General features: G+C 44.2%; 19 protein-coding genes. 6 read left to right on the top strand and 13 right to left on the bottom strand.

Translation table 11 applies throughout. The features are described from left to right. Window positions 1–111 precede the first annotated feature (111 nt). Window positions 112–942, top strand: a complete 831-nt coding sequence (locus GLO7428_RS16525) for an iron-siderophore ABC transporter substrate-binding protein (RefSeq protein ID WP_041918663.1) — start codon at window positions 112–114, stop codon at window positions 940–942. A gap of 112 nt (window positions 943–1,054) precedes the next feature. After that, complete coding sequence (locus tag GLO7428_RS16520; RefSeq protein ID WP_015189717.1) at window positions 1,055–2,338, top strand: MFS transporter; 1,284 nt, start codon at window positions 1,055–1,057, stop codon at window positions 2,336–2,338. A gap of 19 nt (window positions 2,339–2,357) precedes the next feature. Here GLO7428_RS16520 and GLO7428_RS16515 read toward each other — a convergent pair whose 3' ends face one another. The 5 genes from GLO7428_RS16515 to GLO7428_RS16495 all read right to left on the bottom strand — a co-directional run bounded on the left by GLO7428_RS16515 (window position 2,358) and on the right by GLO7428_RS16495 (window position 7,300). Then, window positions 2,358–3,698: a TldD/PmbA family protein gene (locus GLO7428_RS16515; RefSeq protein ID WP_015189716.1), complete on the bottom strand. Its 1,341-nt coding sequence runs from the start codon at window positions 3,696–3,698 to the stop codon at window positions 2,358–2,360. A 7-nt stretch (window positions 3,699–3,705) separates the two neighbouring features. Continuing rightward, window positions 3,706–5,190 (bottom strand): TldD/PmbA family protein, encoded by a 1,485-nt coding sequence (locus GLO7428_RS16510; protein ID WP_015189715.1) that lies wholly within the window; start codon window positions 5,188–5,190, stop codon window positions 3,706–3,708. Between the two features lie 207 nt (window positions 5,191–5,397). After that, window positions 5,398–5,850, bottom strand: a complete 453-nt coding sequence (locus GLO7428_RS16505; protein ID WP_015189714.1) for an SRPBCC family protein — start codon at window positions 5,848–5,850, stop codon at window positions 5,398–5,400. A gap of 43 nt (window positions 5,851–5,893) precedes the next feature. Beyond that, the gene (locus GLO7428_RS16500) at window positions 5,894–6,226 is read right to left on the bottom strand and encodes a 2Fe-2S iron-sulfur cluster-binding protein (RefSeq protein WP_015189713.1); all 333 of its coding nucleotides are present in this window, start codon (window positions 6,224–6,226) and stop codon (window positions 5,894–5,896) included. Between the two features lie 57 nt (window positions 6,227–6,283). Then, window positions 6,284–7,300 (bottom strand): metal ABC transporter solute-binding protein, Zn/Mn family, encoded by a 1,017-nt coding sequence (locus GLO7428_RS16495; RefSeq protein ID WP_015189712.1) that lies wholly within the window; start codon window positions 7,298–7,300, stop codon window positions 6,284–6,286. A gap of 46 nt (window positions 7,301–7,346) precedes the next feature. Here GLO7428_RS16495 and GLO7428_RS16490 point away from each other — a divergent pair, with 46 nt between their 5' ends. The 3 genes from GLO7428_RS16490 (at window position 7,347) to GLO7428_RS16480 (ending at window position 9,576) form a co-directional block, all read left to right on the top strand. Continuing rightward, on the top strand, window positions 7,347–8,078 hold the full coding sequence (locus tag GLO7428_RS16490) for a metal ABC transporter ATP-binding protein (protein ID WP_015189711.1): 732 nt from the start codon (window positions 7,347–7,349) through the stop codon (window positions 8,076–8,078). Window positions 8,079–8,109: 31 nt separating this feature from the next. After that, the gene (locus tag GLO7428_RS16485) at window positions 8,110–8,943 is read left to right on the top strand and encodes a metal ABC transporter permease (RefSeq protein WP_015189710.1); all 834 of its coding nucleotides are present in this window, start codon (window positions 8,110–8,112) and stop codon (window positions 8,941–8,943) included. Between the two features lie 210 nt (window positions 8,944–9,153). Next, window positions 9,154–9,576, top strand: a complete 423-nt coding sequence (locus GLO7428_RS16480) for a CDC27 family protein (RefSeq protein ID WP_015189709.1) — start codon at window positions 9,154–9,156, stop codon at window positions 9,574–9,576. 235 nt (window positions 9,577–9,811) lie between these two features. Here GLO7428_RS16480 and GLO7428_RS16475 read toward each other — a convergent pair whose 3' ends face one another. Next, the gene (locus GLO7428_RS16475; RefSeq protein ID WP_015189708.1) at window positions 9,812–10,066 is read right to left on the bottom strand and encodes a hypothetical protein; all 255 of its coding nucleotides are present in this window, start codon (window positions 10,064–10,066) and stop codon (window positions 9,812–9,814) included. 351 nt (window positions 10,067–10,417) lie between these two features. Here GLO7428_RS16475 and GLO7428_RS16470 point away from each other — a divergent pair, with 351 nt between their 5' ends. Further along, window positions 10,418–10,636: a hypothetical protein gene (locus tag GLO7428_RS16470; RefSeq protein WP_015189707.1), complete on the top strand. Its 219-nt coding sequence runs from the start codon at window positions 10,418–10,420 to the stop codon at window positions 10,634–10,636. Between the two features lie 9 nt (window positions 10,637–10,645). Here the strand turns inward: GLO7428_RS16470 and GLO7428_RS16465 are convergent, their stop codons facing one another. The 7 genes from GLO7428_RS16465 to GLO7428_RS16435 form a co-directional block, all read right to left on the bottom strand. Continuing rightward, the gene (locus GLO7428_RS16465) at window positions 10,646–11,242 is read right to left on the bottom strand and encodes a hypothetical protein (protein ID WP_015189706.1); all 597 of its coding nucleotides are present in this window, start codon (window positions 11,240–11,242) and stop codon (window positions 10,646–10,648) included. A gap of 21 nt (window positions 11,243–11,263) precedes the next feature. Further along, on the bottom strand, window positions 11,264–12,412 hold the full coding sequence (ribD, locus tag GLO7428_RS16460; protein WP_015189705.1) for a bifunctional diaminohydroxyphosphoribosylaminopyrimidine deaminase/5-amino-6-(5-phosphoribosylamino)uracil reductase RibD: 1,149 nt from the start codon (window positions 12,410–12,412) through the stop codon (window positions 11,264–11,266). Window positions 12,413–12,650: 238 nt separating this feature from the next. Continuing rightward, window positions 12,651–13,214, bottom strand: coding sequence for a rod shape-determining protein MreD (gene mreD, locus GLO7428_RS16455; RefSeq protein ID WP_015189704.1), 564 nt, complete (start codon window positions 13,212–13,214; stop codon window positions 12,651–12,653). 106 nt (window positions 13,215–13,320) lie between these two features. After that, window positions 13,321–14,073 (bottom strand): rod shape-determining protein MreC, encoded by a 753-nt coding sequence (gene mreC, locus GLO7428_RS16450; RefSeq protein ID WP_015189703.1) that lies wholly within the window; start codon window positions 14,071–14,073, stop codon window positions 13,321–13,323. 255 nt (window positions 14,074–14,328) lie between these two features. After that, window positions 14,329–15,333 (bottom strand): rod shape-determining protein, encoded by a 1,005-nt coding sequence (locus tag GLO7428_RS16445; RefSeq protein ID WP_041918661.1) that lies wholly within the window; start codon window positions 15,331–15,333, stop codon window positions 14,329–14,331. Window positions 15,334–15,587: 254 nt separating this feature from the next. Further along, a complete protein-coding gene (locus GLO7428_RS16440; RefSeq protein ID WP_015189701.1) occupies window positions 15,588–17,477 on the bottom strand; it encodes an ABC transporter ATP-binding protein in 1,890 nt (629 codons plus the stop codon). Between the two features lie 95 nt (window positions 17,478–17,572). Next, complete coding sequence (locus GLO7428_RS16435) at window positions 17,573–18,814, bottom strand: folylpolyglutamate synthase/dihydrofolate synthase family protein (protein ID WP_041919236.1); 1,242 nt, start codon at window positions 18,812–18,814, stop codon at window positions 17,573–17,575. Between the last annotated feature and the right edge of the window lie 28 nt (window positions 18,815–18,842).

Raw genomic sequence — 18,842 nt, 5'->3', positions numbered from 1 at the left:
CGTTGGCTGCGATTCATTTTGTTGGTCATCATATCCTTCAGCATCGTCTCAGCCTGTAGTAGCCGATCAACTCAAATTGCCCCTACACTGGATGCGGCTGCTAATTGTCGTATGATTCAGCACGCAGTAGGAGAAACTTGCGTTCCGCTTCAACCTCAACGTGTCGTTGTTTTAGGCGTTCCTACACTGGGTAATGCACTAGCGTTGGGTGTCAAGCCCATTGGTTCACTTGTATACTTTGACGATCCACCGCCGTATCTCGCAGCACTCATCGCAGACATCGAGGTTATCGGTAAAGAAGAACAACCCAATATTGAGAAAATACTAGCGTTGCAACCCGATCTGATTATTGGTTTCAAACATTCTGCTGAAGCAATCTATAACCAACTTTCGCAAGTTGCACCCACTGTTCTAGATGATTGGGAAGGATATCCGTCGTGGAGAAATCACTTTAATTTTGTTGCCGAAGTTCTAGGTAAAACCGAGGAAGCCAAGCAAGTTTGGGCAAATTACGAGCAACGCATTCAAGCTTTAAAAAAAGCATTAGGAAATCGCACTCAAGATCTGGAAGTTTCATTCGTGCATATTTGCTGCGGCACAATCGATATTGATTTACAAAATTCTTTCAATGGCAGCATTCTTGCCGATGTGGGATTGGGTCGTCCACCCGCTCAAGCTTCTCCCATCGCAGGAGGTATTACTTCGCTATCTGAGGAACGGTTGATGGATATTGATGGTGATGTCCTCTTTGTGGCAACAGACGGCGATGAATCTGCGCAAAAATTAGCACAACTCAAACAAAACCCACTATGGCAGAAGTTGAAAGCCGTTCAACAAAATCGAGTGTATCCAGTTAACTATCCAACTTGGAGAGGGGGTAATCCTCTAGCTGCTGATGCAGTTATTGACGATCTGTTCAAGTATTTAGTTGAAAAAAGCTAGTCTTTGGGAGTTTTGAGTTTTGAGTTTTGAGTTTTAAATTAAAAATTGCATTCTCTAGTTCCTAAATTCTTGATAACCGTTGAACAATTCCTCTCCAACATAATATTAGCCTGTGCGTACCTTTACCATTATTTGGCTTGGTCAACTTGTCTCTACCATCGGCACTTATATGACCGAGTTTGCCCTGATAATTTGGGCTTGGGAACTGACAGGTTCAGCGACAGCTTTGGCACTTGTCGGCTTTTTTTCGCAATTACCACGCATTCCGATTACTCTGTTTGCAGGCATCATTGTCGATTGCTTTAATCGTAAGCGGTTGATGCTCTTAGGAGATGCAATTGCTGCACTTTCTACTATAGCTATCTTGCTACTGTATCTTACTGATAACTTACAAATCTGGCATCTTTACTTAACAAGTGCGGTTAATGGTAGTTTTGGGCAAATTCAGCAGCTTGCCTACTCAACCTCGATTGCAATGATTGTGCCACAACAGCACTATACCCGCGCTAGTAGTATGGGTTCGATGGTACACTATGGTTCTGCGATCTTTGCTCCGGCGTTGGCTGGTAGTCTTTATCCTGTCGTTGGATTGTTAGGTATTCTCTTAATTGACTTAACAACTTTTACTGTTGCGATCGCCACATTGGTTGCTGTTAATATCCCCCAGCCATCGCGTCCTGATGCCGATCAGCAAGTTTTAGAGACTTTAACTTTTGGACTGCGCTATATCTGGAATCACCGAGGTTTACGTGCTTTATTAGTGACAACTGCAATATTTTGGTTTGCGCATGATCTTGGAGGAGCCATTTACGACCCAATGATTCTCGCACGTACCGATGGTAGTGCTCAAGTTTTAGGTAGTGTTGCGGCATCTGCTGGAATTGGAGGCGTCACAGGTGCAGTTATTATCAGTGTTTGGGGTGGTTCTCAGCGGCGTACTGATGGCATGCTGCTAGGATTTATTGGGGCAGGATTGAGTAAAACTGTCTTTGGCTTAGGGCGTACAACATTCGTGTGGATTCCTGCACAATTTTGCTCCTCGTTAAATTTCCCGCTGCTGAGTAGCGCTGAAACGGCACTTTGGATGGCAAACGTGGCTCCAGAGAAGCAAGGACGGGTCTTTGCCGCGAATGCTTTAGTTTTACAAATTGTGTCGGCGATCGCAATTTTTATTGCTGGTCCTTTAGCAGATCGAGTATTTGAACCCGCCATGTCACCTGGAGGGATAGCAACTATCCTGGGTGGTATCTTTAGCAGTAGTTCTGGTTCTGGGATGGCAGTTTTGTATGTTATCACTGCCATCAGTTTATTCCTAGTCGGCTGTGGAGGCTTCGCCTACCGAGAATTACAAGAATTAGAACCTATCAAACCAAATCGCGATAACCATACTATATAGCTCGAAATTAGGTATTTTTTTATTCTCCAGTAATTGAAAGATTATCAACCCAAATTTTTGGACAAACGCCTGCTGGTGTTAATTCTGGTTCTTTCTCAACAAAAATGATTGACTGCAATAATTCCAGAAAATCGCCTGCAACGGTTGCAGACTCAATACTTGTTTTTTTACCGTTGTTGACTATCCAACCGTCAAACGGAAGTGAAAATGAACCTTGTAACGCTTTAACTCCTGCATGAAGCGCTTGCACGTCATCAATAAAAATGATGTTTTCCGCACTATCTAAACTATATTCCTGCGATGCAGTTTCTCCAGGAAATACGTGATAAAAGTGCGAGCTAACGCTAACTTTCGCACCGATATTCGCATGACCTGTAGGTTGTGTATTAAACCTTTTCGCTGTACCTGCACTATGGATAAAATTGCTTAAAACTCCATTAGTAATTAAGGGAATGCGTCGCGTTGGTGTTCCTTCACCATCAAAAGTTTCTGCGGCAATATTCTCAGGATGCAACGCATCATCGCACACTGAAAGTAGAGGAGAAGCAATTTGTTTGCCTAAAGATTCTGGTGTAGAAAGACTTTGCTTATCTAAGATATTTTGGGCATTAAAAAGATTAGAAAAAGCACCTAATAAACTTAAAAAAGCTTCTGGGGAGAAAACAACGCGATATTTCCCTGATTGAACTTTCTCGTAGTTTAGATGACTAATTGTTTTTTCTGCTGCTTCTTGTACACAACCTTGTAAATCAATTTGTTCTAAACTACGATTAATCCGAAAAGCGCCAGCACTACGAGGTTTTTTGCCTTCTTGTTCGGTCTTGCTGTAAAGATAAATCGATGTATAGGAACGCGCTTCATTGCGCATTGCGCCGTTACTGTTGAGGTAGAAGCGGCTAAGATCTCTTTGCGATAAACCGTTATACGGTACACCTTTGATTGCAGGATGCGCTTGTAAAAGTTCTTTTTCAGCTGCAATCAGTGTATCAATGAGTTGTGAAACTGGCGCTTGGGGGGCTGTTGCTTCGGTATCGACTTTCAGTTCAGCAGTAGCTTCTGGGCTGAAGTCAGGGACATTTTCTTTTACCCCAAAGAAACTTGCTTCATAAGCTGTTTTTAAAGCCAAGTCAATACCATTAGAATCGACATCAGTAGTGCTGGTTACTCCTACTGTATTATCTTTATTCCAAACGCGTACAATGACGCTGGAACGATTCGAGGCTTTGACTTGTTTGGGTTCACCGCTATCAACTTGAACGCTGGTTTCGTCAACGGATGAACCGTAAATATCGAATTTTTCTATCCCCAGGCGTTCCGCACTTGCTTGCGTATATCCTGCAAGTTCATCAATATTAGGCATAATCAATCTATCTTCCACCAACGGTAATCGAATCAACTTTGATGTGGGGTTGACCTACGGTAACGTAAACACTACCGCTAACCGAACCGCAGAATCCTGCTGCGAGTCCCAAGTCTTGCGAACACATCGAAATTTTGTTCATAATCTCTTGCGCGTCACCAATCAAGGTAGCGCCTTTGAGAGGTTTGGTAATTTTGCCTTTTTCAATCAGGTAAGCTTCATCGACAGCAAAGTTAAATTGTCCTGTAGGACCAACACTACCACCGCCCATTTTCTTGCAGTAAATACCTTTATCAATTGAGGCGAATAAGTCTTCGTTGGTGTAGTTTCCTGGTGCGATGTACGTGTTACGCATTCTTGATGCAGCGGCGAACGTGTAGTTTTGGCGACGTCCACTACCAGTGCGAGGGTGTCCGGTACGCATTGAACCGGTGCGATCGCTAATAAAATTCTTCAAAATGCCGTTTTCGATCAACAATGTTCTTTGCGCTGGCATTCCTTCATCGTCCATGTCAATCGTCCCAAAGGCATCTTGAGAAAGTCCTTCATCCCAAGCTGTCAGGCTTTCATGCGCAATTTTTTCGCCTTTCTTATCTGCAAACGGAGTTGTTTTGCGCTCAATCTGGGTTGTTTCTAATAAGTGTCCGCAAGCTTCGTGGAAGATTACGCCCCCAAACTCGTTTGCCATGATGATGGGGTAATTACCAGATTCTACATAGTCGGCGTAAAGCATTTTTCCAGCCGATTCGGCGACTTCTTCAGCGTCTACTTGATAGTTCCAACTTCTTAAGAAGTCGGGTTCGCTGGTGCTACCAACGCGCTTACTAATCGATGAACGATTTGTCCCATCGGCACACAAAAGGTTATAACCTACAGATTGTGTTAGGCGGATGTCTCTAGCGAAAGTTCCATCACTCGCTGCAACTAAAACTTCTTGCCAATCACGAAAATATACCGCGCGTCTCGATTGGACGTGAGTTGCTTTTTGTTTTAATTGCGCATTAGCATCAAGGAGAATTTCGCCCATTTCGCGCATGGAACTGCATCCTGCTAGCCAAGACTCTTTACCTTTTTTGGTGGCGTAGTCGCGCAAAAGTTCTAGGTTGATTTCTGGAACATAACCGTTAGGTGCAGGAAGTTGTAACCCTAAAATCGATAAGCCTTTTTCTAAAGCGGCTTTGAGTCCTGTAAATGATAAATCGTTGGTGCTGACGTAGCAATCGGCTTTACCGCGAAAAACTCGGACGCCTGCACCTGTCGATAATCGTGGAGAAATACTAGTAATTGTGTCGTCTTCGGCTAGACAGTTGATATAGTTGACTCGCTCTAAGAAAAATTCAACAAAATCAGCCCCTGCTGCACGTCCTAAGCCTAGAAGAGTCGATAATGGTGCTTCCCAGGTTTCATCGAAGCGATCGCGTGTTGAGCTATATTGCAGGTTTGGTAGTTCCCTGGTTAGCAGTAAGGTACTGGGATGCATGGAGAGCGTCATCGGTGCAGCGTCCTTCAATGGGTTGATTGACTATTCTCAAGTCTAGCAAATTCTTTTTTTGTTCTGATTTAGTTTGAGCATGGAGTTTCTTACTTGATGGAAACAAAGTTTATACTTTTACGAACCACAGAGGCACAGAGAACGCTGAGTAAAGAAAATTGAGGTCTTGTTTTTATTGTTTTTATTTGCTCATACTTGACTATAAGTTTAATAATGAATTCGACATTCTCGTTGTGTAACTTCGTGGCGATAGCGAAATACTTGATCGAGTTGCATCATCACTAACCAACTAGCAAAGAAATCTGTTAAAAATCCACCAGGTAAGCTAAAATCGATATCATCAGTTAGCAAGGTTTTATGATCTTCTGCTGTAAACTGATGACGATGTTTCCAATATTCAAGTGGTCCTTCACGCTGTTCGTCTGTAAAGAAATGGTATCTACTGTATTCAGTGTGAATCGTTACCCATCGTAGGGGAATAAGACCCAAAAATATATTGAATTCAGTTGTTGCTCCTACCTCTAATCCTCCTTCGTGACGTATTACTTGAATTGGTTGCCAAGGCGGAGTTAGAAGATTGAGTATATCAGGACGCTCGTAAAAATTCCAAACGACTTCTACAGGTGCATCAATCAGTGAAGAATATTTAAATCTAACCATTAATTATTATTTGAAAGGTTTCTTATATTACTGCTACTCCTAATTATCCGCTTTGCTCAGTAGAATAATACAAAGAAGAATGGTATAAAACTTTTTCTTGATGCGTTTGTAAAGTACAATCTGAGAGTGGATAGGCTACGCAAGTAAGCGTGTAGCCTGCTGCAATTTCTGCGGGTTGTAAAAATCTTTGTTCGCTTTGATCGACTTCTCCACTAATAATTTTGGCAACACAGGCGGAACAGTTTCCTTGATGACAACCCGCAGGTAAACGAATTCCTGCTTCTTCTGCTATATCAAGAATGTATTGCTCCTCAGGAACCAAAATCGTGCGGTCAAGTGCCATATCAGGATTTACTAATCGCACTTGATAGACCATTGTGAGAAGATTAGGAGTGAGTTAATGAAAGTTACTATACCACGTTCCCAAGTCAAATTAATTTAAGCTAGCTACTTGGGGAGGAGTATAGTTACCTCCTAGCCCTTCGACAATAGTACGAGTATTGGCAATGAGCTTGTTTTGGTAGGTATCCGCATCGGTTCCTGGTTCTCCTAAGCCATCGGCAAAAAGTTTACGTTCAGATACTTGAACATTTGCTTCTCTAGCGACAGTTTGAATTAACCTCGGATTGATGGTTGCTTCTGCAAAGATTGTGGGTACGCTTGATTGTCGAATATTTTTGACTAGTTCACTGACTCTAGCAGCCGTAGGCGCTTCTTCTGTACTAATACCTCTAAGTGTTCCTTCTATGGGAATACCATATGCCTGAGCAAAGTAATTCATGGCATCGTGAGTAGTTACTAACTTACGATTCTGGGGCGGAATTGTCGCAATTTGTGATTTAATCCATGCATCGATTTGAGCGAGTTCGCTCGTAATCTGTTGGGCGTTGCTGTTGTAGAGTGAGGCGTGATTTGGTGCGACTTGCTCTAGGTTATCGCGAATAGTTTCTACCATGCGGATACCATTTTGAGCATTGTGCCATACATGAGGATCGGGTGCAGTTTCCTCGGACGCATGCGAGTGGTCGCGATCGTGGTCGTGGTCGTGGCTGTGCGGTTCTGCCATAATTGGTTGTGAAACCGCAACTTCGTGTACGGCAACTTTAGGTGCAGGATTACTCGTCGCTTCAATTAATTTGATTAAAGCTGGTTCAAAATCGTAACCACCATATAGAATTAAATCGGCTTGGTCGATCGCTTTGCGGTCTTCAGGTGTAGGTTGATACAAATGGGGGTCTTCTCCTGCTGCAACTAGACACGTTAAATCAACAGTCTCAGCCGCAACCTGTTGTGTCATATCACATAACACGCTTGTGGTGGCAATTACCGATGGGCGATCGCCTACAGTTTGTAATGTTGTCTCTTGTCCTGTCGGAGTAGGAGTTGAATTACAGCCGATTAACCCCAACGTTATCGTTAGGACAATTTGCTTATAACGTTTGTGTAACATTTTGGATTGAGGTTATTTTGATTATCATTATCATTCTAAGAGAGTCATGTTAGAGGTTCAGCACTTAGCTGTCAACTACCAAGGAATTTCTGCTGTTGAGGATGTAAGCTTTTGCTTAGAACCAGGGCAAATTGTTGGTGTAATTGGTCCAAATGGGGCAGGAAAAAGTACACTTGTCAAGGGCATTTTGGGTTTAGTCCCAACGACGAGTGGTAAAGTGAGGTACAGGGCGCGATCGCTGCAACAGCAATTACACTCAGTTGCTTATGTGCCACAAAGATCGGCGATTGACTGGGATTACCCGATTACTGTAGAACGCGTTGTTTTAATGGGACGCACAGTGCATACGGGTTGGTTGCGCGAACATAGCCGTCGAGCGAAAGAAATTGCTGCTTGTGCGATGGAACGTGTCGGAATTTATAATTTACGACGGCGGGCGATCGGACAATTGTCAGGAGGACAGCAGCAGCGCGTATTCTTAGCGCGTACACTAGCGCAAGAGGCGGAATTGTTCTTTTTTGATGAACCCTTTGTGGGAGTTGATAAAAAGACAGAATCAATTATGTTTGAGGTTTTTGAGGAATTAAAAGCTCAAGGAAAAATTCTCTTACTCATTACGCACGATTTAGGAGGTACATTAACGCAGTGCGATCGCCTATTACTTTTGAATCGCAAAATCATTGCTAATGGTTCGTTGAGAGAAGTTTTTACCGCAGAAAATATACAACGCACGTACGGCGATGGCTTGCTACTTTTAAGCAAGCAGTTTTTTGCCTAAACAGTACTCTTTATTGACTATTGAATACTCTATGAATTGGTTAATTGAACCGCTAAGTTTTGAATTTATGCGTCAAGCGATCGCCACTGCGGTTTTACTCGGAATCTTGTGTGCGGTTGTGGGAACCTATTTAATTGTACAACGGATGGGCTTATTAGGCGATGTCATTGCTCATGCGGTGTTACCAGGACTTGCGATCGCGTTTTTCTTTGGTATGGATATCTTTCTAGGAGCCTTTGTTTCTGGTACATTCAGCACCTTTGTTATTGCTTGGATTCAGTCACAATCTCGTGTCAAAGTTGATGTGGCAATGGCATTAGTTTTCTCAGGTTTTTTAGCATTAGGAATTACATTAATTACTGTTTTGAGAAGTAAACTAGACCTACATCAATTTCTGTTTGGTGACATTTTAGGCGTCACTAATTCAGATGTGTGGCGCACTTTATTCATTACAGTTATTGTCCTCCTCTTAGTCAAAGTTTTTTATAAGGAATTGCTGTTTTATACCTTCGACCCTTTAGGAGCGCAAGCAATGGGATTGCCTGTGAATTTAATTCATTTTGGGCTAACTGCTGCGATTACTTTAACAATTATTGCTAGTATGCAAGCGGTGGGAGTTGTGCTTGTTGTATCTCTCTTAGTTGGTCCTGGAACTACAGCTTACTTACTTGTAAAAGAACTCCATCAAATGATGATATTAGGTGCGGTGTTCGGGATTGTCAGTAGTGTTAGTGGTATGTATCTTAGCTATTATTTAAATATTCCTTCGGGTGCTGCAATTGTTCTAGTTGCCTCTGGATTGTTTCTGATAGCTTTATTATTTAGTCCTCGTCAAGGAATTTTAACGCGGGCAAGAGTTCATTAATTCTATCCTTATCCTGTGTTTGCTTTTGCCTTGCTGCTGTCGCAGGCGCTGGATATAACCGATACAGTTTGCTAGGCGATCGCCACTTTCAATATATTGTTGAAATATTTACAATAGTTACCGTAATTTCTACAGCACGATCAGGCACTAAGTAGACTACCTTGAGGTTGTGGGCTTACCTGATGTGATGTACTTACTATGGCTGTAATAATGACTAGCTTCGACAAAACAGCAGATCCAACGAATAGTTACCAAATCTGGTTTGCTAGAGGTGCAGCTTTAGCTAACTCAGGTCACTATCTAGAAGCGCTAGCTAACCTAAACAAAGCTGTGACGATTCGAGAAGACGATCCGAGCAGTTGGGTATTACGCGCAGTGGTACTGGTACATTTAGAACGCTACTCCGAAGCCTTAAGCAGTTGCGAAAAAGCTTTAGAACTAGACTCCAAACATCAAGAAGCATGGCTAATTCGCGGTGCAGCCTTGCATTACCTGGGTCGCTATCAACAGTCATACACGAGTTACAACAAAGCACTGGGGATGAATCAGCAATCGTGGTGGCAAAGAATCACACAGACATGGTACAAGCTACGTGGCATTCAAGATCCTGACAAGATGAATAAGGTAGCTTAAATCTACGACGGCAAGTCTGATGTTTGAATTGCAATTTATCTGAGCCAAGATAGCTAACAACAGCTACCCTGGCGGTAAAAAGTGGATGTGATGCGGTTGTTAGATCAGCTACGACTAAATTCAATTTATTAGCTCTAAGCACCAATTGCTAACCGCTTTCACAGATTAGGCTTTGTCGTTGTGTATGTTCTACACGCTAAACTTTTTTGTTCGACGAACGTTGGTTTAACACAAGCTAATCTTGAGAAGACTGATTGCTCGATAGACCGACTTCAGCAGCAGAACGGCTCAGCATCGACTTTTGTAACTGCTCTTCTTGCTGGCGCTGTTCAATCATTAATTCTCTAGCTTCTTCTTCTGTGTGGCTACCTGGTGGGTTATTAACTTCTGCTTCAGAGCGGCTCAACATTGATTGTTGTAAATGTTCCTCTTGCTGGCGTTGTTGCGCCATTGCCTCGCGAGCTTCTTGTTCGATATTTTCAGTATTCATACTGAAACTCCCTCGATTGACTTCACCTTAAGTTTAAGAAATTTGGGGAGGCTTGGAGCAGTTTATTGGTTTTTGTGAAGTAGGTAGGCATAATAATAAATCATACGTTTCAAGTGCAGGTCATCGGTAATAGGTAATCGTCACTAGCCGATTTTGTATAGCATTATCAGCATTTGTTTACTTTTAATGAAAACCGCGAGACTAAAATAAGCGATTTTGTCAAGTTATCGATCGCTTTGTTAAGTAATTTGTAACTCTTGTGTCGTGTTGTGTGGTCTTGTGCAAAATAGTGGTTTCGTTGGGTATTCTCGTAAAAGATAAAGGAAATCTTAATTTTTCAGCAGAGGTCTTATGACTCCCACAGTCCTGCGTCAGCTTTGGTCTGTAGTTGAAACAACACAGTCAAACACTCTGTTAAAACTCGATGATGCACATCTGGTGCAGTGGTTACTTAAGCAAACCAAGTTGAAAACGTCGCTGAATCAAAGTGAACTCGATATTCTCAGCGACTACATTCGCTCGCGGCTAAACTTAATTCGCGATTTGGCAGAAAATCGGCAAGCTTCTTGAGCCGTGGTACTACTGCTCTGATGTTGGTTCCAGGGGAGGAAACGCGGCAGGTAATGGTTGTGTTTGACTTGAAGAAGCAAAGGTACGAGAAACTAGGGCATAACCAAGATAAGCCGGTAAGGTCATGGCTACCAAAACAGCGATCGCAGCAAACCAATTCCAGGGTTGCCATGTAGGTCCGTAATGGCTGCGATATGGTTCGTGCTTGAGATATTCTGATTTAACAATTTCGCGTAAAGCAATTGGTCGCTTGAATCGAATTCGGCGATCGTCAAGTTTTTCTAACATAATCCAACCTGATTCTGCTTCTTCTTGACACAACTTTTGCAGAACCTGTGAATCGCGAAATACGTTGCGGTTAGCGCGGACAATTTTAAATTCCCAACCGACGAGACGCGGATCTTTAAGCGATTGCTTCGCAGCGCCATTTTGTTGTGATTGTGGCTCGATGAGTGTATTTTCTTTAGTTTCGTATTGCGTCAAGATTTCCTCCTCTTCTTCTTGATGAGCTAGTATACGTTGTTGCCAGTGCATCCAGCCACCAAGCACCACCGCCTGAAAACCCAGACTACCGACGAACAAACTACAAACTACAATTTCGAGCATATTGAATGTCTATTATTGCAATTAATGAGAATTCTGCACCAAAAAACTGCTGTCTTGCGGTAAATAACCTTCTACCAAGCAGTCTGACCCTATAGTTTGCCAGCGCACTCGTTCGAGCGCAAGTGCCTGATTCATATTTGTTAAACCCAAGTCACTAATTGGTGATGGTGCGCTGCTTCCGCCAATAATTTTAGGCGCGATGAAGGCGAGAATTTTTTGCACTGATCCTTCGGCGATCGCGCGTGCTGCTAACGTGCCGCCGCATTCCCACAACACCGATGAAAAACCGCGTGCGTATAAGTGTGCCATTGCCTGAGTTGGTGTCAGCGATGGCAATTCTACCACCTCGACATTTTTTTGGCGTAGGAACTGTTGGAATTGAGGATTAGCGTTTATTTCTGTCAACACGAGCGTTGGAAATTCTGCGGTTTGCCATAAATAGGCTTCGGTAGGTAAGTCAAGCGTGCGACTCATCACCACCCGTAGGGGGTTGTGTGCCTCTGCCTGACGACTAGTTAACCTGGGATTATCGTTTCTGACTGTATTCCCGCCAACAATTACTGCATCACACGCCGCACGTAGTTGATGAACGAGATTTCGCGCGCTTTGGTTACTAATCCACGCACTATGACCGCTGCTCGTCGCAATTTTGCCATCTAAGGTCATCGCATACTTTAAAATACCAAACGGTCGCTGATACAGAATGCGATGCACAAAGCCTTCGTTGAGTTGACGGCAATCGTCTTCTTCTACACCGACAATAACTTTAATTCCGGCACTGCGTAACCGCGCAATTCCACCGCCAGCAACGAGTGGATTCGGATCGACCATGCCCACAACGACTTTCGCGACTTTGGCGGCGATTAACGCTTCAGAACACGGGGGAGTCCGTCCGTAGTGATTGCAAGGCTCTAAATTGACGTATACCGTAGCGCCACGCGCGCGATCGCCTGCGGCACGCAAGGCAAAAACTTCTGCATGAGGTTGACCAGCACCAGGATGAAATCCTTCCCCAACAATTTCTCCACCTTGGACAATGACAGATCCTACCAACGGATTCGGTGCGGTGCGACCTAAAGCGCGGCGCGCCAGTTGCAAACATCGCTGCATCATCGCCCGATCAAAGTCGGTGACTTCGGTTTCCTCTGGTTGTAAATCCGCCTGTACCATTTTTGATTCTTAATTGTAGAGCGTGGAATTAACAACGAGCAGGGGTCAGAGGTCAGCAAAAGAAGAGTTGCTCGTTAAAAGTGTTGAAGTGAGAAGTTCTTTAATTCAAAACTCAAAACTGATAATAATGCCTCTGCACGCGATCGCGCGAATAATTCATAACTCAAATCTTTTGTAATGTCCTAACCATTTTGACCATTGTGATCACAGCAGCGGGTAGAGAGAAATAATTATTGAGTTAGTCTTTCATTTTTTCCCACCAACGATTTAGGGGGTAGTATACCACTGGTGCCCACAAGCTACTCACAATTGCAGAAGCTAAAGCAACACGTTGGTAGTACGTCCAAACTTCGGCGAAATTGTTAATACTAGCAGTGTATTTGCCCGCGATCGCTGCACCCCAGAAACTAAATTGTGCTGCTGTTATCACCTCGGCTAAAACTGCCATGCCAAAGACAATCAAAGCAACCGAAATAAAGTCCTCCTGAAGATAACGCTGCTTGCGTAGGCGGGCGGTGACAATTCCTACCACAGCTAAACTGAGCGCGTGTGAGGGCAAAGGTGATGTCATGCTATCTTGGAGTAAACCGAGGATGATTCCGGCGATCGCCCCTTGAACGACTGTTCGCTTCACACTCCAAGCAACAACCCAGATCAGTAACCAGTTGGGCGCAGTCCCTGCTAGTTCTATTCCTGGTAAGCGCATTGGTAACAGTAACAAGCATAAAAAAACTGAGCCAACTGTAACAAGCCAATTTACTATTTGGCGTTGATGCAAACGCGCTAGTGAAATACGGTTCAAGGTTTTTATTCTCCTTGTGGTACTTTAGGAGAGGTCAGGGAAAGAGGTGAGTAGGGGAAGAATACTGTGATGAACTTCTCTTTCACTCGCCACTGGCTACTAGCCACTATTTCGTTGAGACAACGACCCATTCTATGTAAGACATGGGTGCAGATAAGGTAATGACGGCTTCTGGGGCTGGACTTTTTTGAAGGTTAATCGACTCAACGCGTCCTACAGGTATACCAGCAGGAAAAATTTGGCTATAAGGCGATGTGACTACCATATCTCCTAGACGCACATCGGGAACTTTATCAAAAAACTGCATTACAGCATAATTTGCCGATTGTCCGCGTAAAAATCCCATAAAGCGGCTGCGACTAATCGTCACACCTAATTGACTGCTAGGATCGCTAATTAATAAGACACGACTCGTGTGCGGCGCGACACTGGTGACTCTGCCGACTAGTCCACCTGGGGCAGTCACAATATTACCAACTTGGATTCCTGCTTGGCTACCGCGTCCTAGCGTGATTTGTTGCCACCATTGATCTGCACTGCGACCGATAACAGGGGCGGCGATCGCTGCTTGTGACGAACCTATCTTTTTATAAGACTTATTGACATATCCTAATAACTCCTCAAGCTGTTGATTTTGAGTTTCCAGTTCAGCGACGCGTGTTTCTAGTTCTTGAATTCTGGCATCGTGCAGGTGTAGCACTTGACTTGGATTCGATTGAAAGGGACGCGTTAGCATCTGGTAAACTTCAAGCACAATTGCTCCCTGAGTATGGCGGATTGCCCAGGCAGTACCGAAAGACAGACTTACCAGCACTAGTGTTAGAGCATAGCGCTCCCACCAGCGACGAATAATGTACATAGTTTTGCAGTCAGCTTTTAGCTTCTCATTCAGTTGTAGGAGGAAACGTTTTCAGTTATATCCTCTCAGGATGATTACTGTGTATATAGAGAAGAGGTCAGGGGTCACGGGTCAGAGGTCAGGGTTATAGGAACATTCCAACTCCTCATCTCTAACATTTCTTCTTATGCATATTGCACAAATCAACAAAGTATGATAGTAAGTTTTGCCAAAGTTTTATATCAGGGAATTTCCCCGACCTCTGACCCCTTTAATTTAAATCGTACGCGATCGCGCACTAAATACAGGTTCCATTTGTTTAAATTTCTCTAAAACTCGACCTGTTCCCAACACAACGCAACTTAGGGGATCAGCTGCAATATGAGTCGCAATCCCTGTTTCGTGGCTAATTAATGTATCGAGTCCTTTGAGTAACGCACCACCACCTGCAAGGACAATTCCGCGATCGACAATATCGGCGGCGAGTTCGGGCGGTGTACGTTCGAGTGTTCGTTTTACTGCCTCAATAATCGTAGACAACGGTTCGATCATGCTTTCGCGAATTTCTGGTTCTTTGATCGTCACAGTGCGCGGTAAACCGGATAGTAAATGCAACCCGCGTACTTCCATGACGTTTTCTTCATCATTACGTGTCGGATATGCCGAACCGATGCGAATTTTGATTTCCTCGGCGGTTCGTTCGCCAATGACCAAGTTGTAAATTTTCTTCATGTACTGCACGATCGCTTCATTGAGTTCATCGCCAGCCACGCGTACCGATTCACTCACAACTGTGCCAAAAAGACTTAGTACCGCGACTTCGGTCGTCCCGCCACCAATATCGATAATCATATTTCCAACGGCTTCGGTGACAGGAATTCCCGCACCAATCGCAGCCGCTACAGGCTCTTCAATCAAAAATACATCTCTTGCACCCGCTTGCGTTGCCGCATCCATCAGCGCGCGTCGTTCCACACCTGTCACACCTGTAGGAATACCAATCACCATACGCGGAGAGACAATGCGACCTTCGTGTACGCGTTGGATAAAATGCTTGAGCATGAGTTCAGCGGTATCAAAATCGGCAATCACTCCGTCACGTAAAGGGCGCGTCACAATGACGTTTCCAGGCGTACGTCCCATCATGCGTTTGGCTTCTTCGCCTACTGCTGGCGGCATTTTGCCATTTTTGTCGATCGCAATCACCGAAGGTTCTTGCAGGACAATGCCTTTACCAGAAACATATACCAGGGTATTGGCAGTACCAAGGTCAATACCCATATCTTTTGATAACGAAAACCGATTAAAGAAACCTAAAAAAGCCACGCCTTTCACTCCCCAACGTGCAATAAATTCTTGTCCAGCCGAAGTTAAGATGTCTAGTCGTGCAGGATTGTATTACGTCTAATGTTCTGCGTCTAGTCAAAACGAATTCTTTTTTATCTTTAATTGTAAGTAGTAGGCTATCACTGCTTGCTTGGTAACTGGTAACTGGTGATTGGTAATTGGAAAAATCGTTGATCAGCAATGACCCATTACCCATTACCCATTACCTGATTTAACGTAGGGCGCGTGCGAATTTGATCGCGGGTTCCTGTCGGAATTGAGGCAATCAGCGATCGCGTATATTCTTCTTTCGGATCGCGGTAAATTTCTTCTGCTACGCCTTGTTCGACGATTTGTCCGCGATTCATGACTAAGATGCGATCGCTCATAAACTTAACGACGCTTAAGTCGTGTGAAATAAAAATATAGGTCAGGTTAAACTCGGCTTGTAGTTCTTTCAACAAATTCAAAACTTGTGCTTGTACCGAGACATCGAGTGATGACACCGATTCATCACAAATAATAAACTTAGGATTGAGCGCGAGTGCTCTAGCAATACAAATGCGTTGACGCTGACCGCCAGAAAATTGATGCGGATAGCGGTTCATTTGTTTCGGATCGATACCGACACGTTCTAATAAATAAGCGGCGCGATCGCGGCGTTGACGATGCGATTGACTTGCGGCGTGAATGACGAGTGGTTCCATCACTGTATCACCGATTTTCATGCGCGGATCGAGGGAACTAAAGGGATTTTGAAAAATAATTTGCATCTCGCGCCGGAGTTGTTGCAAAGGACGTCCCTTAAGATTTGTCACATCGCGTCCTTCAAAATAGACTTGTCCGCCAATCGGTTCAACAAGTCGTAATAAAGTACGACCTAATGTCGTTTTACCACAACCTGACTCGCCTACTAGTCCTAAAGTTTCACCAGGGTAGACTTCAAAAGAAACGCCATTAACGGCGAGAAAGTAGCGTTTAGTTCGACCAAATGCGTTACGGATCGGAAAGCCCACTTGCAAATTGCGGACTTGGAGAAGTGGCGATTGTTGTTGTAAGTTTGTCAAGCGTTGCGCTAAGGCTTCATCACTGACTTGCGGTGGATAAGTCGGTTCTTTGGCTTGAATTTCGACTTCGCCTGTGCGCGTTAACCCGACACTCATAAAGTCTGAAACTGTTAAAAGATACTGCGATCGCCTTTCTAAACTCGGACGACACGCGAGTAAACCTTTAGTATATGGGTGTTGCGGATGCGTAAAAATTTGCTCAGCAGAACCACATTCAACAATTTTGCCTCGGTACATTACAGCAACCCTGTCGGCAATTTCGGCGATAATTCCCAAATCGTGCGTAATGAACATCATCGACATCTGACGGCGATCGCGCAATTCGCGCAGCAAGTCTAAAATTGTCGCTTGTACCGTGACATCTAATGCAGTTGTTGGTTCGTCGGCGATTAATAATGCGGGGTCGCACGAAATCGCCATTGCGATCATGACGCGCTGTAGTTGACCGCCAGAAAGTTCGTGGGGATAGCGATCGAGAATTGCTTGCTTTTGCTGCTGAATAAAAAACTCGCGCTGACGCGGATCAATTTGCTGACCTTGTTTTGTCTCGGCGTACTGTTGGCGTAAATCATCATCACTCGGTAGTAATTTGACTTCTTGCAACCGCGCGATCGCTTGTCTTGTTGCTTCTTTTTGCGAGATATTTTGATGCTGCCGAATTGCTTCTATTAACTGAAATCCAATCGTATAAACTGGGTTAAGCGAACTCATCGGTTCTTGAAAAATCATCGCGATTTGTCCGCCTCGGTATTTTTGCATTCGTTCGGGCGGCAGTTCAAGTAAATTAACGGGTTCACTACCATGATTGTGATCGCGAAACCAAACTTCACCATCTGTAATCACCCCTGGCGACGGAATCAACCCCATAACCGCTAAAGAAGTAACGGATTTACCCGATCCTGACTCGCCGACAATTCCTAGCGTTTGACCGCGTTGCACCTGAAACGAAATTCCGTCAACAGCTTTAACTTGCTTGTCATCACCCAAAAATTCAATATGCAGATTCCGCACGTCTAAGACATCATGACTCATAAAATTTACTATGGAAGATTAACTAAAAATTAACTGGATTTTAACAGGGGCGAGGGGCGAGGGGCGAGGAGCGAGTGAATCGAAGAAAATATACATCACAAACTGAGAAAATGCCCGACGAGGTATAGTGAACCACAAAGCACAATGAGATTATCGGATGTGGCGATCGCTTCTGTAAGTGCAGATTCTACATCTGTATAAGTAGAACACTCAGATAATTGAGGACAGATTTTTTGTGCAAGTAGTGCCAATTGTTCAGGATCAGCCGAACTATGATCGGGGACAGGAACTAAAAATAAACGGTCATGCGATCGCAACAAAGCTTTAAAGATATCGCCATGATCCTTTGTTGAAAGCATTCCCATCACCCACGTCACTGAAGCAACATCGAGAGTATCGACAAATTGACGTAACACTTGCGCCGCAGCCGGATTATGTGCCCCATCAATCAGTAACTCACGACCTTGCCAAGCGTACCACTGTACCCGTCCCAACCACTGCGTTTTTGCCATTCCTTTCACAATTGCTGCTAGCGATATCTTCCATCCTTTTTTTTGCAAGATTTGTATAGCAGCGATCGCCAATGCCGAGTTGACCAACTGAAACTCTCCCAACAACGGCAAAGGATACTTAATACCCTCATACTCCGCCCATCTCTGTATTTCTGTCGTTTGTACCTCCAAAGCCTTCTTTACCCACACAGCCGCACACCCCAACTCCTCAACCCGCTGTTGCACCACCGCTTTCGCCTCTGGTGGTAAAGGTCCCACAACCGCCGCACAGCCAGGCTTCAAAACTCCCGCCTTTTCCCGCGCAATATCTGCTAAGGTGGGTCCTAGCTGTTGCCAATGTTCGCGGCTAATCGAAGTAATAATACTGACAAGTGGCATCGGACAAACATTCGTTGCATCCAAGCGCCCCCCTAATCCCACCTCTACCACGGCGATATCTACCTGCTGTTCGGCAAAATACAACCAAGCCGCCGCCGTAAAAACTTCAAACTGTGTAGGCGATTCTTGCTGTGAAGGAATCGCGTTTTGCACGTGCAGCAACAATTTTGCTAACTCTTCGCGCGTAATTGGCTTTTCATTAATACAAATTCGTTCAGTCCAATCAACGAGATGCGGAGATGTATAACGCCCCACGCGATAACCCGCCTGAGTCAACACCGAAGACAAGTAAGCACACACCGAACCTTTACCATTCGTTCCAGCAACATGAATGATTGGTACTCGCCGCTGCGGATTACCAAGATTTACTAATAATTGCTCGATGCGTTCCAATCCCAGGTGAACGCCAAAGCGCTGAAAAGGTTGCAAAAGAGAATCAATATCCACTGTCATCAACTACTAGCTTTTAACTTCA

Origin of the sequence: Gloeocapsa sp. PCC 7428 (genome assembly GCF_000317555.1) — a bacterium.
GTDB lineage: Bacteria > Cyanobacteriota > Cyanobacteriia > Cyanobacteriales > Chroococcidiopsidaceae > Chroogloeocystis.
This window is presented reverse-complemented; position numbering and strand designations above follow the sequence as displayed.